Raw genomic sequence first — 20940 nt, 5'->3', positions numbered from 1 at the left:
TTAAACACGGCTTATTTTTCTAAAGCTGCTGATACACCTTCAGCGCGTACGCATCGGACATACCGGCGATGTAATCGCAAATGACGCGTTTTTTGCCCTGCTCTTCCGCTTTCAGCCAGCGGTTAGCGGTGTTGGTGGGGAGCAGGCGTTGCGGATCCGATTCAAAAATTTGGAACATTTCCGTCAAAATGCGTTGACCTTTATATTCCACACGTTGGGTTTCCACATTGTGGATGACATATTTCAACACGAATTTTTTAAACACGTTGAGTACGTCCACCATTTCTTGCGGTAATTCGGCGTTATAATGCAATAGCGGATCGTTGAATTCCGGCTGAATTTTCCAGCGTACGTTAGTGATGAAATAGTTGACCAACGCGCCAATGGCATTTTTGCGTAAGTAATGTTGATCGGAAAACAGTTTTTCGCTGATGTGTTCGATATGTTGACGCATCCAGTCCGATCGGCTGTTTTTCAGCGCGCTCAAGGCTTCCTGCCATTGTTGTACGTTCACCACGCCTACGACGATAGCATCTTCCAAATCATGCACGCCATAAGCAATGTCGTCCGCCAGTTCCATAATGCTGCAATCCAGGGATTTAAAGCGGGTCTTTAAAATCTCTCCGGGATTTGACCGCACTTTTTGCAATGAACCGAACAACGCGCGGTCGTTTTCGGAAAGGGGTTCCAGCAACCAATCGAACATGGCGATGTCGTCACGAAACAGCCCTTTGCCCGGTCGCCAATCGGCGATTTTGACATAACGGGGATCGCTGTGTCGGCTTTCGGCTAACTGCGCATATTGCACGGAGGACACATCCAAAATGGTGGGATATTTCACGATACCAAGAATGGTGCGTCGGGTTAAATTCATACCCGCATTTGGCGTATAAGGCTCAAGTTTGGTGAGCAGGCGGAAAGTTTGTGCGTTGCCTTCAAAGCCGCCGTTGTTACGCATCATATAATTGAGCGCCACTTCGCCGCCATGCCCGAAAGGCGGATGACCGATGTCATGGGCAAAGCATAAACTTTCAATCAGATCATTGGACGGCAACAACGGAATCAGCTGTTTTTGCAGTTCGCTTTTTTCCATGGAAAGCTGCTGTGCCACGGCATTAAAGGCTTCGGCAAATTTCATTTGCGCCACAAGGCTGCTGCCGATTTGCGCCACTTCCAGCGAATGCGTCAAACGGGTGCGATAAAAATCATTTTCGCCCACGGCGTGAATTTGGGTTTTTGCCTGTAAACAACGAAAGGCGGCGGAATGGAGAATACGTCCGCGATCTCGACGGAACGGCGGACGGTGGTCTTTTTCCCTTGGTTTATCGTCAATAAAACGTTGCTGCCAACGGGGATTAATCTGATTTTTCATGCTATACCAATATGTAGATCAATTTGAAGACAAGAGGTGCCAAAATTGAGCTAATGATACCGCACAATACTAAAGAAATGGAACTATAACTGCCGGCTTTCTTATCGTTTTCCATACAGCTTACCGTGCCTAACGCGTGAGAAACGGCACCCATGGATAACCCGATGGCTTCTTTATTTTTCAAGCCCATTTTAGTTAATAATAAATAGCCGAAAATAGACCCCTGTAAACCGGCAACCACCACGCCCACCGCCGCCACGGAAGGAATCCCGCCAAGATTTTCGGAGACTGCCATGGCAATGGGAGTCGTCACGGATTTCGGCAACACAGTAGCTACAATATCAGGCTGTGCGCCAAGCAATAAAGCAAAGATCCCCCCGCTTAACATAGATAATACAGAAGCCGCCACCGTTGTAGTTAAAATAATTTGCCAGTAGTTGCGAATTTGGCGAAGCTGTTCATATAACGGAATAGCCAACGCAACAATACTTACGCCCAATAAATTATTGAGTGGCGCGTTACCTTCCATATAACTTTCATATGGCAATTTGAAAATCAGCAACACCACCACTAAAATCAGCACCGTCAGCACAAAACTGTTCAGTACGACGGATTTCCAGCGTTTGTTAATTTTTACCGCCAAAGTAAACGCAACAATGGTCAGCAAAGTATAAAGATAAACCAAATAAGACATTATTCCCCCTTTGCTCTTTTTTTGATGACTTTGCGTTTTAAACGACTAAAGGATTTCAGTGAGAACAAATAATCGGAAAACAAACCGATCACCACAAGGGCTATGCAGGTGCTGATGATATTCGGCAACAACAATTCTTTCATTTGATCCATAAGCAGACCGGAATATTTAATGATCCCGACGCTGACCGGCACGAACAACAACGCCATATAGCGGATCAGAAGATTAGAGAAAAACATCACCCATTCGATTTTGATAATGCGCGTAATTAAGCACATAAAGAGCAACAATAATCCCCAAATACTGGAGGGAATGCCAATGGGAACAAAATGCGCGGTAAGCCCGCCCAAATACAGCATGAAATATAACAGGAGTAACGATCTTGCTAAGTCAAAAACTTTCCGATACATAGTGAAAACTCAACTTTTTTTTAAAATTTAAAATAATTCTACTCTTATTTTACAAGAAGGGGAATTTTTTCCGGAAAGCCACTACACTAGTAGATAAAGAAAGTAAGGGAAAAATTTCACATAGATCAAAATTATTGAATGTGTTGAATTTTAAACAGCTAAACAAAATTGCAAAGTTTTTGCTTGCAACTGAAACATAATCCCTTATAATACCGCTCGTTTTTACGAAACTTATCAATGCTGCCTGGGTGGCGAAATTGGTAGACGCAGCGGATTCAAAATCCGCCGTTGAATAAACGTGTCGGTTCGAGTCCGACCCTAGGCACCAATGATAAGTTTCTGAAAAATAAAAGCTGCCGTAAAACGCAGCTTTTTTTGTCACCGAAGTTAACCCTTCCCTTAAAATTTACCGGAAAAAATGACCGCACTTTTAGCGCCGTTATCAATTATGCGACAAGGATTTTTCTGCCTTCTGCTGGTATTGCTCCCGTTCACCGTTCACGCCCACACCTTAGCCTGTCGCGTTGTCGGCATCAGTGACGGTGACAGTTTTACCTGCTTAATGGGCAATCATAAACAAATCAAAGTGCGTTTGGCGGAAATTGATGCACCCGAACACAATCAGCCGTTCGGCAAGAAATCCCGTCAAATGCTCGCATCATTGATTCATCAACGTGAGATCAAACTGGATATTTCCGGCGAGGATCGCTATCATCGCAAGTTAGCCACCGCGTATGATGTGCAAGGGCAAAACGTTAATTTAATCATGGTCCAACAGGGTATGGCGTGGGCGTATAAACAATATGCTCAGGATCCCGTTTATCGCGAAGCGGAACAACGGGCAAAAAAACGGCGTATCGGCTTATGGCAGGATCGTCGCCCCATCGAACCGCACTTATGGCGTCAACAAAGAAGGTAAACCACATGAATTTTGATCCCGTGACATTTCGTCAATATTTTCCTTATTTCACCCATTCCGATGCGGTAGTCTATTTAGATAACGCGGCGACCACGTTGAAACCGCAGTGTTTAATTGATGCGACGGTGGATTTTTACCAATCCGCCGGTTCCGTTCATCGTAGCCAATATGATGAAAAACAGACCGCACTTTACGAACTGGCACGTACGCGGGTGAAGCGGTTAATTAATGCAGAAGACGAACGGGCGGTGATTTGGACATCCGGCACGACGCAGGCGGTTAACACGGTGGCAAACGGTTTACTGCCACATTTGCAAGCCAGCGATGAAATCATCATTAGTGAAGCGGATCACCACGCCAATTTTGTGACTTGGCATCAAATTGCCGAAAAAAGCGGCGCCAAAATTCATGTTTTGCCCATTGGCGATGATTGGTTGATTGATGCCGAGGCGTTGCGGGAAACACTCAATTCACGCACAAAATTGGTGGCGCTAAATTTTGCCTCTAATGTCACCGGCACGCAACAACCGGTAAAACAACTGATTCGGTACATTCGCGCCAACAGTTCTGCATTAGTCTTGTTGGATGCGGCGCAGGCGATTAGCCATATAAAAATCGATTTGGCAGAACTCGACGCGGATTTTATCGCGTTTTCCGCCCATAAAATTTATGGTCCGACGGGGCTTGGTGTGTTAAGCGGGAAATTGTCCGCACTGGATTTGCTGCAACCGTTGCAATATGGTGGCAAGATGATCAATAAAGTCAGCAAACAACAAATTACCTTTGCCGAATTGCCTTATCGTTTGGAAGCCGGTACACCGAACATTGCCGCCGTTATCGGTTTCAACGCGGTATTGGCATGGCTGGCGCAATGGGACATCGGCGACATGGCAGAAACCGCCGTACATTTGGCGGAAATCACCCGCCGTCGTTTGAGCGGTTATGCGCAATGTAAGCTGTTTAATTCCCCGCAACCAAGTTCGGTGGTGAGCTTTATTTTTGAAGACGTCAACGCGTCCGATTTAGCCACCTTGCTGGCGGAACAAAATATCGCGCTACGGGTCGGCGAACACTGCGCCCAGCCTTATTTGGCACGGTTAGGACAAGCCGCCACGTTGCGTTTATCCTTTGCGCCGTACAACATAGAAGCGGAAGTGGAAGCCTTTTTTAACGCCTTAGACAAAAGCCTGGCATTATTACGATGAATATTGAACAGCAGTTAATCGCCGCTAAGAATTGGGAAGATCGCTATCGCTTGATTATTCAGGCGGGGAAAAATTTTCCCGTTCCAGGTGAAGACGCTTTGGCAAAGATGGAAACCATTCCGGGGTGTGAGGTGCAGGTGTGGTTTAAATCCATCGAAAAAAATGACCGCACTTTTCACTTTGAGGCTTACAGCGAAGCGCGCATTATGAACGGCTTGCTGTGGATTTTATTGCAGCGTATTGACAATCAACCAGCGGAAGCCTTGCACCAATTTGATCTGACGGCGTATTTCACGGAATTAGGCATTGCGCAACGATTGAGTTCCACCCGTTTAAATGGCTTAAAGCACATTGAGGAAATTTTACATCGCCTATAAAAGAAAAAAGCGTAGACAAACCACGCTTTATTTTTATCTGCGCTTATTTTTCCAAATGCTTAATCTTTTTGATGATATTTGAGGTGGAAAAACCATTCTCAAAATTCAGCACTTTCACATCACCGCCGTTCGCCCACACTTCTTTGCTACCGGCAATTTCTTCCGGTTTGTAATCACCGCCTTTCACCAATAAATCCGGCAACACTTCGCCGATTAAACGCTGCGGCGTATCTTCACCGAACGGCACTAACCAATCCACAGAAGAAAGTCCGGCAAGCACCGCCATGCGGGAAGCCAAATTATTGATCGGGCGCTCCTCGCCTTTCAAACGTTTGACCGAATCGTCCGTATTGACGGCGACGATAAGGCGATCGCCAAGCTTACGGGCATTTTCCAAATAAGACACATGACCGGGATGCAAAATATCAAAACAACCGTTAGTCATGACGATTTTTTCACCGCGATCTTTCGCCAGTTTAACGGCGTCTTTCAATTCCGCTTCGGTCATCACACCAAAGCCGGTGCCGGTTCTGCCATGAATGGCGTTTTCCAGTTCCACGGTTGAAACCGTTGACGTGCCCAATTTGCCCACCACAATGCCGGCGGCAACATTGGCTAAATAACAGGCTTCTTCAAAACTGCGACCATCCGCCAAGGCTGTCGCCAGCACGCTAATCACGGTATCGCCCGCCCCGGTGACATCAAAGACCTCTTTGGCTTCCGTCGGCAGGTAATATACGGGCTGGTTCGGACGCAACAGCGTCATGCCTTTTTCCGAACGGGTCACTAAAAGTGCGGTTAAATTTATCTCTGAAATGAGTTTCAGCCCTTTGTCAATAATTTCCTGCTCGGAGTTGCATTTGCCCACAACCGCTTCAAATTCGGACATATTCGGCGTTAATAAGGTCGCACCGCGATAACGTTCAAAATCCGTACCTTTCGGATCAATGAGCACCGGTACATTGGCGTTACGGGCAATTTGAATCATTTTTTGCACTTCGTTTAATGTGCCCTTGCCGTAATCAGACAAAATTAAAGCGCCGTAATTTTTGACCGCACTTTCTAATTTTTTCAGTAAATCCGCGCTGGTTACATTTTGAAAATCTTCTTCAAAATCAAGACGTAATAATTGTTGATGACGGGACAAAATACGCAATTTGGTAATTGTCGGGTGGGTAACAAGCTGTACGAAGTCGCAATCGATTTTTTGTTGTTGTAATAATGACGTTAACACCGCGCCCGCTTCGTCCTGACCGGTTAAGCCAAGCAGTTGCACCGGTACATTTAACGAAGCGATGTTCATCGCCACGTTTGCCGCACCGCCCGCACGCTCTTCATTTTGCTGAACACGCACCACCGGCACCGGCGCTTCCGGTGAAATACGGTTGGTTGCACCGAACCAATAGCGATCCAACATCACATCGCCTAATACCAAAACTTTTGCATGATTAAATTGTGCAGAATATTGAGCCATTTGATTTTCTCTTATACAGAATAAAAAATTTCGCTAATACTACCACAGGGGAAATGCTATTTCCTAAAAATTCCGCTAAACTAAACCAATTGAAATAATCCTGTAATTCCTTATATGGCAAAATCCGTTCTCCCGAATTTCAAAATTGAATTTCTCCATCCCAAACATTGGGGCTTTTGGCTTGCCCTCGGCATTTTCCGTCTGATATTACTGCTTCCTTATCCTATTTTATGCAAAATCGGGCACGGATTAGGTTGGTTATTTGCCAAAACCGGCATAGGCAAACGACGTGCAAAAATTGCCAAACGCAATTTAGAACTCTGCTTTCCCGATCTATCCGAACAACAAATCAACGAGATTCTGCAAGCTAATTTACGCGCCACCGGCATGGCGATTATTGAAACCGGCATGGCGTGGTTTTGGTCTGATCGTCGCATCAAAAAATGGTCAAAAATTGAAGGCTTGGAATATTTAAAAGCGAATTTGGTGGATGGCATTATTTTTGTCGGTGTACATTTTTTAACGCTGGAATTAGGCGCACGCATTGTCGGCATTCATCAACCGGGCATCGGTGTTTATCGCCCGAACGACAACCCGTTATTCGACTGGATACAAACCCAAGGGCGGTTGTGTTCCAATAAAGATATGCTAGATCGCAAAGATTTACGCGGCATGATTAAAGCCATTCGTCACGGCGATATTATTTGGTATGCGCCGGATCATGATTACGGCAGAAAAAATGCGGTCTTTGTGCCGTTTTTTGCCGTTCCTAACGCAGCAACCACAACGGGCAGTTACTATTTATTGAAGTCTTCACCGAACAGTAAAGTGATTCCGTTTTCACCGCTAAGAAACAAAGATAATTCCGGCTACACGGTTAAAATTTCACCACCTGTGGATTTTTCCGATTTACACACGGAAACAGAAATTGCCACCCGCATGAATCAAGTCATTGAAAAAGAAATTTTAAACGGCGTGGAACAATATATGTGGCTCCATCGGCGCTTTAAAACCCAACCGAATGAACAAGATAATTTGTATAAAGATTAGATATGAAAAAGGTGAACGCAAAACTCACCTTTATTTTTTAACTGCGTTTAAACGATTTTATAACTCTTCCGAATCCAACTCATCAGCCATCGCAGAAAGCATTTCACGGGTTAAGTATGCCAAAGCGCGATAAAACGGCAATGTCGCCTGCTTTTCAACTTTCACTAAAAACTTCGCTGCACAAGGCAGAAGAAAACGCTCAAACAGTTCCTGTTGGACGCTCAATGAATCGGTGTTATCTTCCAGCCAAGAAGCCGTCAATAGTAACATGGCGAAATGATCGATATTGTCCGCTTCAGGCAGGTTACGCATTTGCCGAAAATCCTTGAAACCTTCAACGGAAATTTCATAAGCAGAAATTTGTGTCGCCACACTTCCCGACTCACCGAAAAGTTTTTGATATTCTTGATTCAGCAACGTCAAATCAATGGGTATTTGCAAGGCATCCAATGCACTTTTACCGTCGCTGTCTTCGTTTAACGCCCAGACTTGGGATAAGTTGCCTTGCTGCAACCAAGCAAAAACGCCGGATAAAATGGGATCTTTCGGTTGGCGGTAGAATAAATTGCCGAATAAACGACTAATCAAAGAAAAATTATTGAGTTGCACACTTTCCTGCATTATTTGGTTCCATCCTTTGCCAAAAGTACGGTCAGATTTTCCTGCGTTTTTTGCGCCGCATTATCCAAAATTTGTTGATAACCCGCCTCATCCAATAAATGAATGTCACCGAAAATATCATGGTGAATATCGGTAATACCGCAGAAATTAAACAAACCGTCAACTAAACAGGTTTGTAATGCTTTATCAAAACCGATGCTCTGATAATGCTCAAGATTGTTACCCATGGTAATAAAATGTTGCATTTTTTTATCACCCAGCAATCCCACCGACCCGCCATTTTCCGTTTGGTACGCAAATCCGTAGCTGAGCACCCGATCCAAATAACCTTTTAAAATAGCGGGAAACCCCATCCACCAAAGGGGATAGACTAAGGTAATCAAATCCGCTTCTTTAATTAAATTTTGCTCAAATTTAATCTCCGCCAGTACAATGCCTTCAGGCCCAGCGCTTAATTCATTCCAAGACAAAACGGGATTAAAATTTAATGTATAAAGATCGCGAACCGTGATTTCCGCCCCTAATTCATGAGAGGCTTTCACAATACGCTCTACTATGGCGCGATTAAAACTTTGTTGATTGGGGTGTGCAGAAATAATTAAATGCTTCATTTCTTTCCTTAAATTTTCTTAACTTTCAATGTGATGCTATCAACAGAAACAACTTCAACAATATCATCCACCGCTAAATCACGACCTTTAATCCGCCATGTAGTATCTCCGAAAGCCCCTCTGCCAATGCCGTTTTCGGCAATAGTCAAGACTTTTCCCCGCGCCCCTACCATGGCATGATCCCGTTGATTGAGAACGGATTTAGACTGATCAATTTGATCTTTACCGTGTTGATAGCGCCACCAAATAATACTGAGAATAATGGCGATAACCGCATAAATTACCGCCAATGCAGAAAGCGGTAGGGCAGGAATAAATTTCATGATACCGGCAACAACGATGGCGGCTAATCCCCACCATAGAAGAAAAACGCCGGGAATGACAACCTCGGCAATGAGCAAGATAAAACCAAGAATAAGCCAGTGCCAAACGCCCCAATCTGCTAACCATTCCATACCCACCTCGACTTTCTTGTTATTAGTTTACTTTTTTATCGGTTTTTAATAATTCGGTAATGCCGGCAATGGAACCGATTAAGTTGCCGGCTTCTAAAGGCATCAGGACGACCTTACTGTTATCCGAACCACCGATTTCTTTTAGCGCTTCAGTATATTTTTGCGCAATAAAGTAATTAATCGCTTTCGTGTCACCGTTAGCGATCGCATCGGATACCATTTGGGTCGCCTTCGCTTCCGCTTCAGCGGCACGTTCGCGGGCTTCAGCTTGTAAGAAGGCTTCTTGACGCTCACCTTCCGCCTTCAAAATGCGGGATTGTTTTTCACCTTCTGCGCGTAAAATTTCAGCCTGACGCACACCTTCCGCCTCTAAAATATCTGCACGTTTATTACGTTCAGCTTTCATTTGGGCATTCATCGCGGCGATTAATTCATGTGGCGGACGCACATCACGGATTTCAATACGGGTTACTTTAATCCCCCAAGGATTTGTCGCTTCATCTACAATAGATAGCAAACGGCTATTAATGGAATCGCGCTGAGATAGCATTTCATCCAACTCCATGGAACCTAAAACCGTACGAATATTTGTCATGGTAAGATTGATAATAGCCTGTTCTAAGTGATTAACTTCATAAGCGGCATTACGCGCATCAATAACCTGAACGAAACATACCGCATCAATAGCGACATTCGCATTATCTTTTGAAATAACTTCTTGGGATGGGATGTCTAACACTTGTTCCATCATATTAATTTTACGACCAACACGATCAACAAATGGAACGACAAAATTTAATCCCGGCATTAATGTACGGGTATAACGACCAAAACGTTCAATCGTCCAGTTATAACCTTGTGGCACCGTTTTCAATGTTGAATAAAGCACAACACCGACAAGCACGATAAAAATAATGGAAGCGATTGGTAAGCCATCTAAAAAATACATAATTTTCTCCTTAAGATAATAGACAGTTATCTGTCAAAGGATAGCAATTAGCTGAAAGTTTGTATATAGCAATCCATCGTCAAAAACACTTTAAAAACCAACCGCACTTTTTGTAATAGTTAAAAATCCTACACAACATCAAAAAATAAATTTAATGTGTTAAACGATTGACTCTGTTCGGGCTGTATAGTAGTTTTCACTACAATATAATAAAGCTTTTCTACCTTTAAACTGCTACAGTCATTTACTCTTACTGGCGATATTGGAAAAATTACTGTTGATATAGAAATGCAACTTAAAACTCGATCACGTTGATTTACTCAGTAGCGTTAGTAGATGGATCCAAACGTATTAGCCGGGTACATTACGTAAAATCCAGTACTTTTTTACTAACCCTGTGCGCAAGGAATTCTAATCTTTTAGTCGAAAGTTCGCATCCTTCACAATCTATCAATTAGCTATTAACATCAAAACTATTAAATTAACTGCTAACTTTTTATTTATTATATCTGTATTCACACAAGTTACCGAAGCTCTAATCCCTTCGCGTTATACCAAAGAAAGCCATTTTCATTTGCATATTTGTCAATTTTTTTTGAGAGCGCCTCACTTGCATTATATTCAAGTAAATAGACAGATAATCCATGAGTTTTAACATATTCTAGGTATTTTTGAAAATAGGCTGTTGCCGATTTCTGCTGGATTCCATATTTTTTTTTATTAAAATCAATAGTGGTAAAAACACTTTCTTGGTTAACGCCATCAATTAAAACGATATTTTGATTAATACATTTTTTTACAAAAAGATCTCCCCCATTAATAATAAGTGGAATATTATAATATCGAAGCCCAGTCAAAATTGCTACAAGCCCTTGAAATATTTCATTTTTTTGATAATGATAATAAACATCTGCATTATCAAGGAAAAAACCATCCAACCCCATATCAGCATACTTTTTTCCTAGCTCATTAACGACAAAACGTTGCCATACCGGAGAGGATACATCAACCCATCGCTCATCCGGCCAAGCTTCATAGATACCAAGCATGATTGACTGAAAATGACTATAATACGGGCGGTATTTTTCAATTGCTCCAATATTAATATACCCATACACAGTTTTCCCCGAGGCATGCAATTTCTCAACTTGAGAAGATTGAAACATAGCAGGATCGATCACAACAATATTATATCCTTGCAATCTATCTTCTTCATTTCCATTAATACCAAGAAATACACCATAGCTATCATTTTTTGAAGGAACTGCAAGGGCCACTCTACAAAAAAATATAGATATAAGAAAAAATATGCTAAATAGCATCAAAAATTGAATCTTGTTTCTCATCTAACGATCCTTTCTTAAAATTTAAGTACTACCAGCAATTAGCCTATATATTAATTAACCTGAAAATTAAAATAGTATGCTGATCTACTTTAAGAAGCAATTATCTACCTATGATTTAGGTCAAATTGATTTTACATCTTTCATCAATAACAGATAACTATATAAATTAAGTATAGAATGAAGAACAGACTTGTAACCAGGAGATCTTTATGAAATTAAAAGTTTTAGCATTAGCAATAATTACTGCCTTATCAACGGGAAGCATTCAGGCTGCGTCCAATACTGACAGTGAGTCTAACCAATCAGTAAAAAATAGCAGTCTATATTTAAAAACATTCAAAAGTAAATATTCTGCAGAGAACACTATTGCAAAAATCCGGCAAGCTTTAAATGATAAGAACATAAAAATATTCACGATAATTGACCATCAAGCTGCAGCAAAAGAAGCCGGATTGAGCATGCCATTTTCAAGTGTAATTGTTTTTGGAAAACCACAAATAGGTACTCCAATGATGATTGAATCTCCAACTTTAGCTATTGATTTACCACTAAAAGCTTTGGTATGGGAGAATAACCAAGGTGAAATATTCGTAAGTCTAAACAAAAACGAGATTATAGCAGAAAAACATAATGTTACGACAGGGAATATAGAGAAAATGAATAAACTGGTGAAGTTAATAACTGAAAGTGTTACTGAATAGGCTATTTTATAATAGTTTATAAATACAAAAATAAGTTCGCCTAAATTTAGGCGAACTTATTTATTATAATTATTTAACAAATGGAATTTTATTTAGGTCGTGCTTTAACAATACAAGACCGGAACCAATAAGTATAATATCTTTAATAATAAAACCATTAACACCGATTTGCGGTATAAGGCTAAGTGTTACCACACCAAGAGCGATAGTAAACAAGCTACCAAATACGCCAAACTTAGGTTTAAAAATACCAACAACTAAGAAAATATAAGTAACACTTTCAATAAAACCTAACAAATAACTAGTTCCATGAAATCCCAAAAATTCATATAAAAAACTTAGCCATGTTGGAGATATTAAAGGTTTTAAAGCCTCTACCTCAAAATCAAACCATTTATAATTACCAAATAATGCGATAATAAAAACAACTGAAAATCTTAATACGATAATATCAATATTAGAAAGGCAAAGCTTTCTAAGAACTTCTTTCATATAAATTCTCCATGTATAATAATGGCTTATCATATTTCATGATAAGCCTCCGAAAATTATTTATCCCCTTTCATACGTCTATCATACTCTCTAACAGTCGGTTTATGATAATTCATACTTCCCAGATCATTTCCCATGTTATAGCTAATCTCTTGTTTAATATCGTCTGAATGCATCACACTTTCTTTCATATTTGTTGTGCTAGCTGATGCTAATGATGCAATAGTAAGAGCAAGTACGCCGGTTAATAAATTAATTTTTTTCATGATAAACTCCTTAAATAATAGTATTAAATGTAAAAATATTTTGCTTGAATAAGCACGAAGTGAAAAAGTCATAATAAACTCCCACACACATAACGTTAGACGGAGACATTCCCATTTTCTTACAAAAAATTTTTTAAAATTTGCAAATCAACTTAAAAAACAGATACTCTCATATAAAAATATATTTATAGTGAATGCTCTAAATAGAGATTTAATCACTAAAATCTATTTCATCCATTGCTCTTTCAAATTGAATTTATTGATTTGAATCATATATTTCCTCTCATATTTAACCGATAATCCCTTCCCCTTTTTATTTTTAAATGTTGGAGGATGATTATGAAAAAATTTGCACTGAAAGCGGCGGTTGTCGCTATTTTCGGCTATTTAGGGGTGGTGGGGTACGTTCATCAGTATGATAAAGGACAAATGGAAAAATTATTGGCCGAAGGTAGTTACTCTGCCGAGCAACAAAAAATCGCAAAAGTCTTTTTTAACAACGGCTGTCAGTATTGCCATACACCAAATGCAGAACTCCCCTTTTATGCCCATGTTCCGTTGGTTGGTTCCATGTTGCAAAATGACATCAAAGAAGGCAACCGTGTATTCCTGTTAAATAAGTTGCTGGAAGGCTTAAAAGATCCAAGCAAATTATCGGAAGTGGATTTGGCAAAACTTGAACGGGTTATTGAAAATGACGAAATGCCGATTGCCAAATTTCTTCATATTCACTGGGGAAGCCGTCCTGACGAAGACGAAAAAACCGCATTACTAAACTGGATTCGTGAACAACGTAAAGCCTTTTTACCGGCAAATACCGAAGGCACCGACAACCATCGTTTGATTCAACCGATTCCCGATGAAATTATGACCGATGCGGCAAAAGTTGCTCTTGGACATAAACTCTTTATGGATGGTCGTTTATCCGGCGATGGCACGATTCAATGCCACACCTGTCACCAATTGGACAAAGGCGGTGTTGACCGTTTAGACACCTCCACCGGCATTGACGGCAAAAAAGGCGGCATCAACGCACCGACCGTCTTCAACGCCGCATTTAACTTCGCGCAATTCTGGGATGGGCGTGCCGTAGATTTAGCCGACCAAGCGAGCGGACCGCCATTAAATCCGGTAGAAATGGGCTCCCATTCCTGGGAAGAGATTGTGGCGCGATTTGAACAAGATGAAGCCTTTAAACAAGAATTCTTACAAGTCTACCCGCAAATCAGCAAAGAAACTCTTACCAACGCTATTGGCGAATATGAAAAAACCTTAATTACGCCGAACAGCGATTTCGACCGCTATCTGAAAGGCGATAAAAACGCATTAACCGCACAACAAGTCAAAGGCTACGAGCTATTTAAACAGCACAAATGCGACACCTGTCACACCGGCGTGAACATGGGCGGACAATCTTACGAATACATGGGTATTTACGGCGATTATTTCAAAGATCGCGGCACACCGCTCACCGATGCCGACCAAGGTCGTTTCGCACAAACCCAAGATCCGTATGATATGCACCGTTTCAAAGTGCCATCACTGCGCAATATTGCGTTGACCGCGCCTTATATGCACGATGCGTCGGCAAAAGATCTGAAAGAAGCCGTTCGTATTATGTTGAAATATCAAAGCAATGCCAAACCGCAGCAACAAGACATTGATGATATTACGTCCTTCTTGGAAAGCCTCAATGGTGAGTTTGAAGGCAAGAAATTACAATAAGCCCGGCTAACAAAAAGTGCGGTGGTTTTTCAAGGCGTTTTTAAACCGCTGTAAAAATCCACCGCACTTTTCTTTTCGTTGTAATGGCTATTCATCAAAGGCTTTCAATGCCGCCAGCAACTTCTCGCCAAAAGGCTTACGCCACCCCGTCAGCAGCTCGGGCAAATCATCTTCAGTATTTTTTAACCAATGCCATTTCATCAGGCTTTCCAAATTGCGTTTACCGGCAATAAGTTCTTTCGGCAAATTCGGCGGGGTGATTTGCATTAAATGTTGCTGCAAGGCTTTCAATGTGGCTTTATAACGCGGATCATCGGCGAGCCGTTGAATCGGCGGCGGGTAATCTTCGGGCTCGATACGTTTAACCTGATCGATAATTTGTAGCAATTTCTTACCGTGAATACGCACTTCCGCCGTGCTTAACCCCAGTTCCAGCAATGTAGAAGTATGCTTCGGATTGCTTTTTGCCACCTGCCATAAATTTTCTGCGCGCACCACAAAATTTAGCGCAAGATCGCGCCTCATCGCCTCTTCCATGCGCCATTTCGCCATCAGTTTCAGGCGCATTAATTCCAATCGGTTTAACTTCCAGGCGTTGGGAATGGCAAAATAAGCGCTATCAGGCTCTTTGGTTGTCTGCGCCCGTTTGTTCAATAAAAATTCACATTCATTTTCCACCGCACTTTGCCACTCGGTTTGCGCCAGCTGTGCCTGCATTTGTTCATACAACGGCAACAAATACCACACATCCGCCGCCGCATATTGCAACTGCGCATCCGATAACGGGCGCGCCAGCCAATCGGTGCGGGACGCGCCTTTGTCAATTTCAATTTGGAAATAATGTTGCACCAAGGTAGCGAAACCGGTGGAGCCGGCAAAGCCCAGAAAGTGCGCCACCACCTGGGTATCGCACATCGGGCGCGGCAGCTGTTGGAAATAATGCTGAAACACGTCTAAATCTTCGCTACAGGCGTGCAGGATTTTGACTACATTAGAGTCTGCAAGCAATTCAATAAACGGCGAAAAATCCTGAATATGCGTCGGATCAATTAAGGCGACTTCATCACCGCCATACAGTTGAATTAAACCGAGCTTCGGATACAGGGTCCGTACCCGCACAAATTCAGTGTCTAATGCGACCGCACTTTGCTGTCTTGCCGCCTGACATACGCGTGCCAATTCGGCATCATCGGTCACCACCGAAAAGTGCGGTGGATTTTGAACTTCTTTTTTCAGTTGAGACATAATGAAATAACAAGAGAATGCCGTGCGATATTCTCTTTTCCTAATTAATGTTTTTGAAATGACGATTTAATCCGCCGGACGCTTAGCCAGCTCCTCGTCACGCAACACGCGACGCAAAATCTTGCCCACATTACTTTTCGGCAATTCCTCGCGGAATTCAATATCTTTCGGGATTTTGTAGCCCGTTAAATGTTCGCGGCAATGTTTACGCAATCGTCTTTTTTCACTACGAAAATTTTAATGGTTTCGCTGGAAACCTCATGAGGCACGCCGATGGCAACCACTTCGGAAACCTTGCTATTCAGCATCACTACATCTTCGATTTCATTCGGGTACACGTTAAAACCGGATACCAAAATCATGTCTTTTTTGCGATCCACAATGCGCAAACTGTAACTTTCGTCCATGATCACAATGTCGCCGGTCGCCATCCAGCCGTCTTTAATCACTTCGGCGGTAGCTTCCGGGCGCTGCCAATAGCCTTGCATAACCTGCCCGCCTTTCACCCATAACTCGCCCGCTTCTCCGATAGCCGCTTCCGTGTCATCTTCTTTAATAATTTTAATGTCCGTATTCGGCACCGGCACGCCGATACTGCCGTTATGTTTCACCACATTCACCAGACAGGCGGCAATCAACGGAGAACATTCCGTCATGCCATAGCCTTCGATGATGTTACAACCGGTCAATTCATGCCAGCGGGTGGCTACGGCTTGTTGAATCGCCATGCCGCCGCCGACAGAAAGTTTCAATGCGGAGAAATTCACTTCTTTGAAATTCTCATTGTTTAACAAGGCATTGAATAAGGTATTCACCCCGGTTATCGCCACAAAGCGGTGCTTTTTCATCTCTTTCACAAAGCCTTCAATATCGCGCGGGTTGGTAATCAACACAGCGGTCACACCTAACTCAATGAATAATAAGCAGTTTACCGTTAGCGCAAAGACATGATAAAGCGGCAACGCGAGGATCGCCAAGCGTTCACGTCCACGATCGCCCACAAACGGATAAGCAATCCATTTGGCTTGGAATACGTTCACGATAATATTGCCGTGGGATAACATCGCCCCTTTCGCGACACCCGTAGTGCCGCCGGTATATTGCAGGAACGCCAAATCGTCCCGTTCCATTTGCGGGCGCACATATTGGCGATATTTTCCCACACTCAACACCTCACGGAAAGTTACCGCATTCGGCAGTTTATATTTCGGCACCAGCTTTTTCACATATTTCACCACGAAATTCACCAAAGTGCGTTTACCGAAAGAAAGCTGATCGCCCATGCGGGTTAAAATCACATGCTTCACAACGGTGTTAAACACCACTTTTTCCAAGGTGGAGGCAAAATTCGACACCACCACAATAGCTTTGGCGCCGCTATCCTGCAGCTGGTGTTCCAACTCGCGCGGGGTATAAAGCGGGTTCACGTTGACCACCACCAATCCGGCGCGCAACACCCCGAACAACGCAATGGGATATTGCAACAAGTTCGGCATCATTAATGCCACGCGATCACCGCGTTCCAATTTCAGTTCATTTTGCAAATAGGCGGCAAAAGCACGACTACGTTCTTCCAATTTACGGAATGTCAACACCTTGCCCATATTAATATAAGCGGCGCGATCGGGATGTTCGCGTACCGCTTTTTCAAACATATCTAAAATCGAATCGTATTCCGAGGTGTCTAATTGACGCTCCGCACCTTCCAGATAATTTTTAAACCAAAGTTTTTCCATTGCCGTTCCTTAGGGAAGTTTGGTTATTGTTAATCGGTTAATTAATATAAATTATAGCGCACGCGCGGTTGGGCCCAAAAGAAGCGGGACGAAAATCCCCAGCCGTAAGGGTAAAACGGCGCGTAATCATAAATGTCGTCAGGGTCGTAATAATATTCTTTCACCAGCTTCCAAATGCGGTATTGATCGGCTTGAACCACGGGATAACTGTAATCCGCCTGCTCAATTTTGCCCTGCTCTTTGCCGCTCAGCACGCCACCAACTGTCACATACTGATCTTTCAGATTTTCCGGATCCACAAAGCCGTTTAAATAGGCGATAAAACGTCCGCTGCTGTGGCTATCCACGATAGGTTTTGCGGAAAAGTACGCCACTGTTTGATTCAATACTTCAATTTTGGTTTTATCTTTTAATGCTTTGGCAGAAACCACTTTACCGCCCAAGCGCACTTTCAGGCAGCGGCAATCGTAATCCTGCGCCTGCACATTTTTCAGATTTAACGCTTCGAACTGTTTAGCTTCCAAACCCTGCGGCGCCGACACACAGCCGGTTAACACAAGGGAAAGTGCGGTGCAAAATAAAAGTGTTTTTTTGTTCATTTTAATTCTCCTTTTAAAAGGTAATTAAGATCTATTCCCGTCCCGGTAATTTCTTCCAAGTGACTTCGTTACGTAAGTAAATCGGTTCGATTTCCAACGGGCTGATGGTCTCGCCGGCAAACCACTTCGGCAGCGCCAAATCCAGCATATACAATGCCGAAGGCAGGGTAATATCGGTGCTTTTACCAAGATTAGCCTCGGTGAGTTGCGGGTACGCTGCCCAACCGCTGCCGGCAAGAACCGTATCGCCACGAATCTGTTGCTCCACCTGCTCAAGCACTTTCGACGGGCTGCACACCTGCTCGGCAATGATGGGTTGCCAAGCTAAAAACGTGCCGAAATCCGACCGCACTTTTTGCGCTTGCCATTGGGCAAAATACACTTCATTCATGCGCGCGTCGATGGCGGTCAGCACATTTTCCGCCTGATATTGCACATAAGCGGCTTGTGCCATGGCGGCTAAGTTGGACACAGGGATCACCGGCAAATTGGCACCGAACGCCAACCCTTGCACAATGCCCGCTCCGATTCGAACACCGGTAAAACTGCCCGGACCGCGCCCGAAAACCAAGGCATCCACCTGATGGAGTTTAATCCCCGCCCGCGCCAAAATTTCATCCACCATCGGCAAAATATGCTTGGTGTGTTCACGTTGTGCAAATTGTTCCGAATGTATCTTTTCCCCACCGCGTAACAAGGCGACGGAACAGGCTTCTGTTGCCGTATCTAAAGCAAGCAATGTGACGTTTTTCATCGTTATTCCGATTCTTCTTTATTATGTTGTGAGGAATTGTACCACTTTGTGCAAATCCCGCGTACGTTTAAAATTCGGCAAACTGCGCAAAAAGGTTTCGCCATAAGAACGCATCACCAAGCGATTATCGCAAATAATGACCGCGCCGCGATCGGTGACGTCACGAATTAAGCGCCCGACACCCTGCTTCAAGGTAATCACCGCTTCGGGAATCTGAATATCATTAAAGGGATCGCCGCCTTGTAAACGGCAATCTTCAATGCGCGCTTTCAGCAGCGGTTCATCCGGCGCGGTAAACGGCAGTTTGTCAATAATCACCAAGGACAACGCGTCACCGCGTACATCCACGCCCTCCCAGAAACTGGAGGTCGCCACCAGCACGCTGTGGGATTGCGAAATAAATTGTTCCAACAAAGTGCCTTTCGCCGTTTCGCCCTGTAACAAAATGGTCAGCTCGCTGTGTTCGCGGAAATATTCCGCCAAACTGCGCATCATGGCATAAGAGGTACAAAGCACAAAACAACGCCCTTGGTTGGCCTCAATAATCGGCAGCAACATTTTACCCAATTGACTGAACGTGCTGCTGTGATTGGTTACCGGCAGATAACGCGGCACGCAAAGCAGGGATTGTTGCGCGTAATTAAACGGGCTCGGCAGAATTTTCTGCGTCGCGTTTTGAATGCCTAACCGATGGCAGAAATGTTCAAAAGTCCCGCCTACTTCCAAGGTCGCCGAAGTGAAAATCCAGGCGCATTTTTGCTTCGCCATTTGCTCGCCGAATTTATCCGCCACGGTCAGCGGCGTAATGTGCAAACCGAATTGACGCCCGATACATTCAAACCAATAGCAATAGCCGGTAATTTCCGTTTCCGTGAGGCGTTTCAGCAAATTTTGTAACTGGGCGATACGCTCGAAAATGCTGTCCAGGGTTTGCGAACGCCCCAAGCCGAGCTTCACCACTTCCGCCGTAAAATTAAGTTTTTCCAATAAAAAATCAAAGGATTTTTTGACCGCACTTTGTTGCAACATTTGCCGCCAATTGCCACGCAGATTGCCTTCTCCCAGAATTAACCGGAAATCCTGCACGATTTTTACCAGTTGATCCGCTGCCACACCGAGTTGTTTCATGTCTTTCACTTCAGTGCGGTACGTAATTTGAATATCTTTGCACAAATCAAACAGTTGGCGAGAAGTGACCGATTGCCCGAAATATTGACTGGCGATGTCGGGGAGCTGATGAGCTTCGTCAAACACGATCACTTCCGCATTGGGAATCAATTCACCGAAGCCGTTTTCTTTCACCGCCATGTCGGCAAAAAATAAATGATGATTAACCACCACCAAATCCGCATTGAGCGCTTTTTTACGCGCCAGCGCCACATAACAATCGGCATAATTCGGGCAATCACTGCCAAGGCAACTTTCGGCAGTGCTGGTTAATTGCGGCAGAATCGGACTGTCTTCGGCAATTTCAATACATTCGGACAAATCGCCGGTTTTCGTGGTATTGCGCCATTTACGTACTTTGGATAAATCATGCAACACGCTGCGATCGCCCAGTATGCCCTGCGCAATGACCTGTTCCAGCCGTTCCAAACATAAATAATTGGCACGCCCTTTTAATAACGCGATTTTGCCGCTGTACCCCAGGGCTTTTTGAATGGCAGGCAGGTCGCGATTAAACAGCTGATCCTGCAAGTTTTTGGAACCGGTGGAAATAATGGTTTTCTTTTTTGCCAACAGCGCCGGCGCCAAATAGGCAAAGGTTTTACCCGTACCAGTGCCGGCTTCCACCACCAACGCCCCATGCCGTTCAATGGCTTTGCCCACCGCCATCGCCATGTCCTGCTGTTCCGCGCGGGGACGAAAGCCCTTGATATGCGCGCTTAACTCGCCGTCATGGGAAAATACCTTGCTAATTTGTTCCGAATACGCCATT

Annotated in this window: 21 protein-coding genes, 1 tRNA gene and 1 pseudogene; 7 read left to right on the top strand and 16 right to left on the bottom strand. The window is 43.6% G+C overall.

The genetic code is table 11. The annotated features are described in order from the left end of the window. Positions 1–19: 19 nt before the first annotated feature. The 3 genes from DK423_RS00225 to DK423_RS00215 are packed head-to-tail and all read right to left on the bottom strand — an operon-like array spanning position 20 to position 2476. Positions 20–1372 (bottom strand): anti-phage deoxyguanosine triphosphatase, encoded by a 1353-nt coding sequence (locus DK423_RS00225; protein ID WP_061886732.1) that lies wholly within the window; start codon positions 1370–1372, stop codon positions 20–22. A gap of 1 nt (position 1373) precedes the next feature. Continuing rightward, entirely contained in the window at positions 1374–2066 is a 693-nt protein-coding gene (locus DK423_RS00220; protein WP_005556434.1) for a CidB/LrgB family autolysis modulator, read from the bottom strand. Further along, complete coding sequence (locus tag DK423_RS00215) at positions 2066–2476, bottom strand: CidA/LrgA family protein (protein ID WP_005556431.1); 411 nt, start codon at positions 2474–2476, stop codon at positions 2066–2068. The genes DK423_RS00220 and DK423_RS00215 overlap by 1 nt, the downstream gene beginning before the upstream one ends. A gap of 242 nt (positions 2477–2718) precedes the next feature. Here DK423_RS00215 and DK423_RS00210 point away from each other — a divergent pair. The 4 genes from DK423_RS00210 to DK423_RS00195 all read left to right on the top strand — a co-directional run bounded on the left by DK423_RS00210 (position 2719) and on the right by DK423_RS00195 (position 4977). Beyond that, positions 2719–2804, top strand: a tRNA-Leu gene (locus DK423_RS00210). A 90-nt stretch (positions 2805–2894) separates the two neighbouring features. Continuing rightward, positions 2895–3395 carry a thermonuclease family protein gene (locus DK423_RS00205; RefSeq protein ID WP_005556429.1) on the top strand — a complete coding sequence of 167 codons (501 nt, stop codon included), beginning with the start codon at positions 2895–2897 and terminating at the stop codon, positions 3393–3395. Between the two features lie 5 nt (positions 3396–3400). Next, complete coding sequence (locus tag DK423_RS00200) at positions 3401–4600, top strand: aminotransferase class V-fold PLP-dependent enzyme (RefSeq protein ID WP_005556427.1); 1200 nt, start codon at positions 3401–3403, stop codon at positions 4598–4600. Beyond that, complete coding sequence (locus DK423_RS00195; protein WP_005556425.1) at positions 4597–4977, top strand: SufE family protein; 381 nt, start codon at positions 4597–4599, stop codon at positions 4975–4977. Before DK423_RS00200 ends, DK423_RS00195 begins: the two co-directional genes overlap by 4 nt. A gap of 43 nt (positions 4978–5020) precedes the next feature. Here the strand turns inward: DK423_RS00195 and hldE are convergent, their stop codons facing one another. After that, positions 5021–6451, bottom strand: coding sequence for a bifunctional D-glycero-beta-D-manno-heptose-7-phosphate kinase/D-glycero-beta-D-manno-heptose 1-phosphate adenylyltransferase HldE (hldE, locus tag DK423_RS00190; protein ID WP_061886731.1), 1431 nt, complete (start codon positions 6449–6451; stop codon positions 5021–5023). A 114-nt stretch (positions 6452–6565) separates the two neighbouring features. Between hldE and DK423_RS00185 the strand changes: the two genes are divergently transcribed. Next, positions 6566–7501 carry a Kdo(2)-lipid IV(A) acyltransferase gene (locus tag DK423_RS00185; protein WP_005556420.1) on the top strand — a complete coding sequence of 312 codons (936 nt, stop codon included), beginning with the start codon at positions 6566–6568 and terminating at the stop codon, positions 7499–7501. Between the two features lie 57 nt (positions 7502–7558). Here the strand turns inward: DK423_RS00185 and DK423_RS00180 are convergent, their stop codons facing one another. The 5 genes from DK423_RS00180 to DK423_RS00160 all read right to left on the bottom strand — a co-directional run bounded on the left by DK423_RS00180 (position 7559) and on the right by DK423_RS00160 (position 11483). Then, a complete protein-coding gene (locus DK423_RS00180) occupies positions 7559–8122 on the bottom strand; it encodes a TorD/DmsD family molecular chaperone (RefSeq protein WP_005556418.1) in 564 nt (187 codons plus the stop codon). Next, positions 8122–8733, bottom strand: a complete 612-nt coding sequence (locus DK423_RS00175) for an NAD(P)H-dependent oxidoreductase (protein WP_109043837.1) — start codon at positions 8731–8733, stop codon at positions 8122–8124. Before DK423_RS00175 ends, DK423_RS00180 begins: the two co-directional genes overlap by 1 nt. Before the next feature lie 8 nt (positions 8734–8741). Further along, positions 8742–9188 carry an NfeD family protein gene (locus DK423_RS00170; protein WP_005556415.1) on the bottom strand — a complete coding sequence of 149 codons (447 nt, stop codon included), beginning with the start codon at positions 9186–9188 and terminating at the stop codon, positions 8742–8744. 22 nt (positions 9189–9210) lie between these two features. Further along, positions 9211–10137, bottom strand: a complete 927-nt coding sequence (locus tag DK423_RS00165) for an SPFH domain-containing protein (protein ID WP_005556413.1) — start codon at positions 10135–10137, stop codon at positions 9211–9213. A 524-nt stretch (positions 10138–10661) separates the two neighbouring features. Further along, complete coding sequence (locus tag DK423_RS00160) at positions 10662–11483, bottom strand: endo alpha-1,4 polygalactosaminidase (RefSeq protein ID WP_005556411.1); 822 nt, start codon at positions 11481–11483, stop codon at positions 10662–10664. A 209-nt stretch (positions 11484–11692) separates the two neighbouring features. Here DK423_RS00160 and DK423_RS00155 point away from each other — a divergent pair, with 209 nt between their 5' ends. After that, a complete protein-coding gene (locus DK423_RS00155) occupies positions 11693–12184 on the top strand; it encodes a DUF302 domain-containing protein (RefSeq protein WP_005556409.1) in 492 nt (163 codons plus the stop codon). Between the two features lie 69 nt (positions 12185–12253). On the opposite strand, the gene DK423_RS00150 is transcribed toward DK423_RS00155, so the two are convergent. Beyond that, a complete protein-coding gene (locus tag DK423_RS00150) occupies positions 12254–12676 on the bottom strand; it encodes a DUF417 family protein (protein WP_005556407.1) in 423 nt (140 codons plus the stop codon). A gap of 56 nt (positions 12677–12732) precedes the next feature. Then, positions 12733–12942 carry a hypothetical protein gene (locus DK423_RS00145; RefSeq protein WP_005556405.1) on the bottom strand — a complete coding sequence of 70 codons (210 nt, stop codon included), beginning with the start codon at positions 12940–12942 and terminating at the stop codon, positions 12733–12735. A gap of 339 nt (positions 12943–13281) precedes the next feature. On the opposite strand from DK423_RS00145, the gene DK423_RS00140 reads away from it, so the two are divergent. Then, positions 13282–14667, top strand: coding sequence for a cytochrome-c peroxidase (locus DK423_RS00140; RefSeq protein WP_005556403.1), 1386 nt, complete (start codon positions 13282–13284; stop codon positions 14665–14667). Between the two features lie 87 nt (positions 14668–14754). On the opposite strand, the gene rnd is transcribed toward DK423_RS00140, so the two are convergent. The 5 genes and pseudogenes from rnd to DK423_RS00115 all read right to left on the bottom strand — a co-directional run bounded on the left by rnd (position 14755) and on the right by DK423_RS00115 (position 20939). Beyond that, positions 14755–15912 carry a ribonuclease D gene (gene rnd, locus DK423_RS00135; RefSeq protein WP_005556401.1) on the bottom strand — a complete coding sequence of 386 codons (1158 nt, stop codon included), beginning with the start codon at positions 15910–15912 and terminating at the stop codon, positions 14755–14757. 66 nt (positions 15913–15978) lie between these two features. Beyond that, positions 15979–17648, bottom strand: a pseudogene (gene fadD / locus DK423_RS00130) (long-chain-fatty-acid--CoA ligase FadD). A 41-nt stretch (positions 17649–17689) separates the two neighbouring features. Further along, a complete protein-coding gene (locus DK423_RS00125) occupies positions 17690–18247 on the bottom strand; it encodes a Slp family lipoprotein (RefSeq protein ID WP_005556395.1) in 558 nt (185 codons plus the stop codon). Positions 18248–18278: 31 nt separating this feature from the next. Further along, the gene (gene tsaB, locus DK423_RS00120; protein WP_005556393.1) at positions 18279–19001 is read right to left on the bottom strand and encodes a tRNA (adenosine(37)-N6)-threonylcarbamoyltransferase complex dimerization subunit type 1 TsaB; all 723 of its coding nucleotides are present in this window, start codon (positions 18999–19001) and stop codon (positions 18279–18281) included. 21 nt (positions 19002–19022) lie between these two features. Continuing rightward, positions 19023–20939 (bottom strand): ATP-dependent DNA helicase, encoded by a 1917-nt coding sequence (locus DK423_RS00115; protein WP_061886556.1) that lies wholly within the window; start codon positions 20937–20939, stop codon positions 19023–19025. Position 20940: the final 1 nt, after the last annotated feature.

It is taken from the genome of Aggregatibacter actinomycetemcomitans (assembly GCF_003130205.1).
Classification (GTDB): Bacteria; Pseudomonadota; Gammaproteobacteria; order Enterobacterales; family Pasteurellaceae; genus Aggregatibacter; species Aggregatibacter actinomycetemcomitans_A.
The sequence above is the reverse complement of the archived record's forward strand: the minus strand, read 5'-3'. Positions and strand labels throughout refer to the sequence as shown.

What these genes read in the sequence shown, in the direction of transcription:
- DK423_RS00175 (WP_109043837.1), bottom strand. Translation starts at nt 8,733, where the DNA reads ATGAAGCATTTAATTATTTCTGCACACCCCAATCAACAAAGTTTTAAT.
- DK423_RS00160 (WP_005556411.1), bottom strand. Translation starts at nt 11,483, where the DNA reads ATGAGAAACAAGATTCAATTTTTGATGCTATTTAGCATATTTTTTCTT.
- DK423_RS00200 (WP_005556427.1), top strand. Translation starts at nt 3,401, where the DNA reads ATGAATTTTGATCCCGTGACATTTCGTCAATATTTTCCTTATTTCACC.
- DK423_RS00185 (WP_005556420.1), top strand. Translation starts at nt 6,566, where the DNA reads ATGGCAAAATCCGTTCTCCCGAATTTCAAAATTGAATTTCTCCATCCC.
- DK423_RS00150 (WP_005556407.1), bottom strand. Translation starts at nt 12,676, where the DNA reads ATGAAAGAAGTTCTTAGAAAGCTTTGCCTTTCTAATATTGATATTATC.
- DK423_RS00145 (WP_005556405.1), bottom strand. Translation starts at nt 12,942, where the DNA reads ATGAAAAAAATTAATTTATTAACCGGCGTACTTGCTCTTACTATTGCA.
- DK423_RS00125 (WP_005556395.1), bottom strand. Translation starts at nt 18,247, where the DNA reads ATGAACAAAAAAACACTTTTATTTTGCACCGCACTTTCCCTTGTGTTA.
- DK423_RS00225 (WP_061886732.1), bottom strand. Translation starts at nt 1,372, where the DNA reads ATGAAAAATCAGATTAATCCCCGTTGGCAGCAACGTTTTATTGACGAT.
- tsaB (WP_005556393.1), bottom strand. Translation starts at nt 19,001, where the DNA reads ATGAAAAACGTCACATTGCTTGCTTTAGATACGGCAACAGAAGCCTGT.
- rnd (WP_005556401.1), bottom strand. Translation starts at nt 15,912, where the DNA reads ATGTCTCAACTGAAAAAAGAAGTTCAAAATCCACCGCACTTTTCGGTG.
- DK423_RS00115 (WP_061886556.1), bottom strand. Translation starts at nt 20,939, where the DNA reads ATGGCGTATTCGGAACAAATTAGCAAGGTATTTTCCCATGACGGCGAG.
- DK423_RS00220 (WP_005556434.1), bottom strand. Translation starts at nt 2,066, where the DNA reads ATGTCTTATTTGGTTTATCTTTATACTTTGCTGACCATTGTTGCGTTT.
- DK423_RS00170 (WP_005556415.1), bottom strand. Translation starts at nt 9,188, where the DNA reads ATGGAATGGTTAGCAGATTGGGGCGTTTGGCACTGGCTTATTCTTGGT.
- DK423_RS00205 (WP_005556429.1), top strand. Translation starts at nt 2,895, where the DNA reads ATGACCGCACTTTTAGCGCCGTTATCAATTATGCGACAAGGATTTTTC.
- DK423_RS00215 (WP_005556431.1), bottom strand. Translation starts at nt 2,476, where the DNA reads ATGTATCGGAAAGTTTTTGACTTAGCAAGATCGTTACTCCTGTTATAT.
- hldE (WP_061886731.1), bottom strand. Translation starts at nt 6,451, where the DNA reads ATGGCTCAATATTCTGCACAATTTAATCATGCAAAAGTTTTGGTATTA.
- DK423_RS00180 (WP_005556418.1), bottom strand. Translation starts at nt 8,122, where the DNA reads ATGCAGGAAAGTGTGCAACTCAATAATTTTTCTTTGATTAGTCGTTTA.
- DK423_RS00165 (WP_005556413.1), bottom strand. Translation starts at nt 10,137, where the DNA reads ATGTATTTTTTAGATGGCTTACCAATCGCTTCCATTATTTTTATCGTG.
- DK423_RS00195 (WP_005556425.1), top strand. Translation starts at nt 4,597, where the DNA reads ATGAATATTGAACAGCAGTTAATCGCCGCTAAGAATTGGGAAGATCGC.
- DK423_RS00155 (WP_005556409.1), top strand. Translation starts at nt 11,693, where the DNA reads ATGAAATTAAAAGTTTTAGCATTAGCAATAATTACTGCCTTATCAACG.
- DK423_RS00140 (WP_005556403.1), top strand. Translation starts at nt 13,282, where the DNA reads ATGAAAAAATTTGCACTGAAAGCGGCGGTTGTCGCTATTTTCGGCTAT.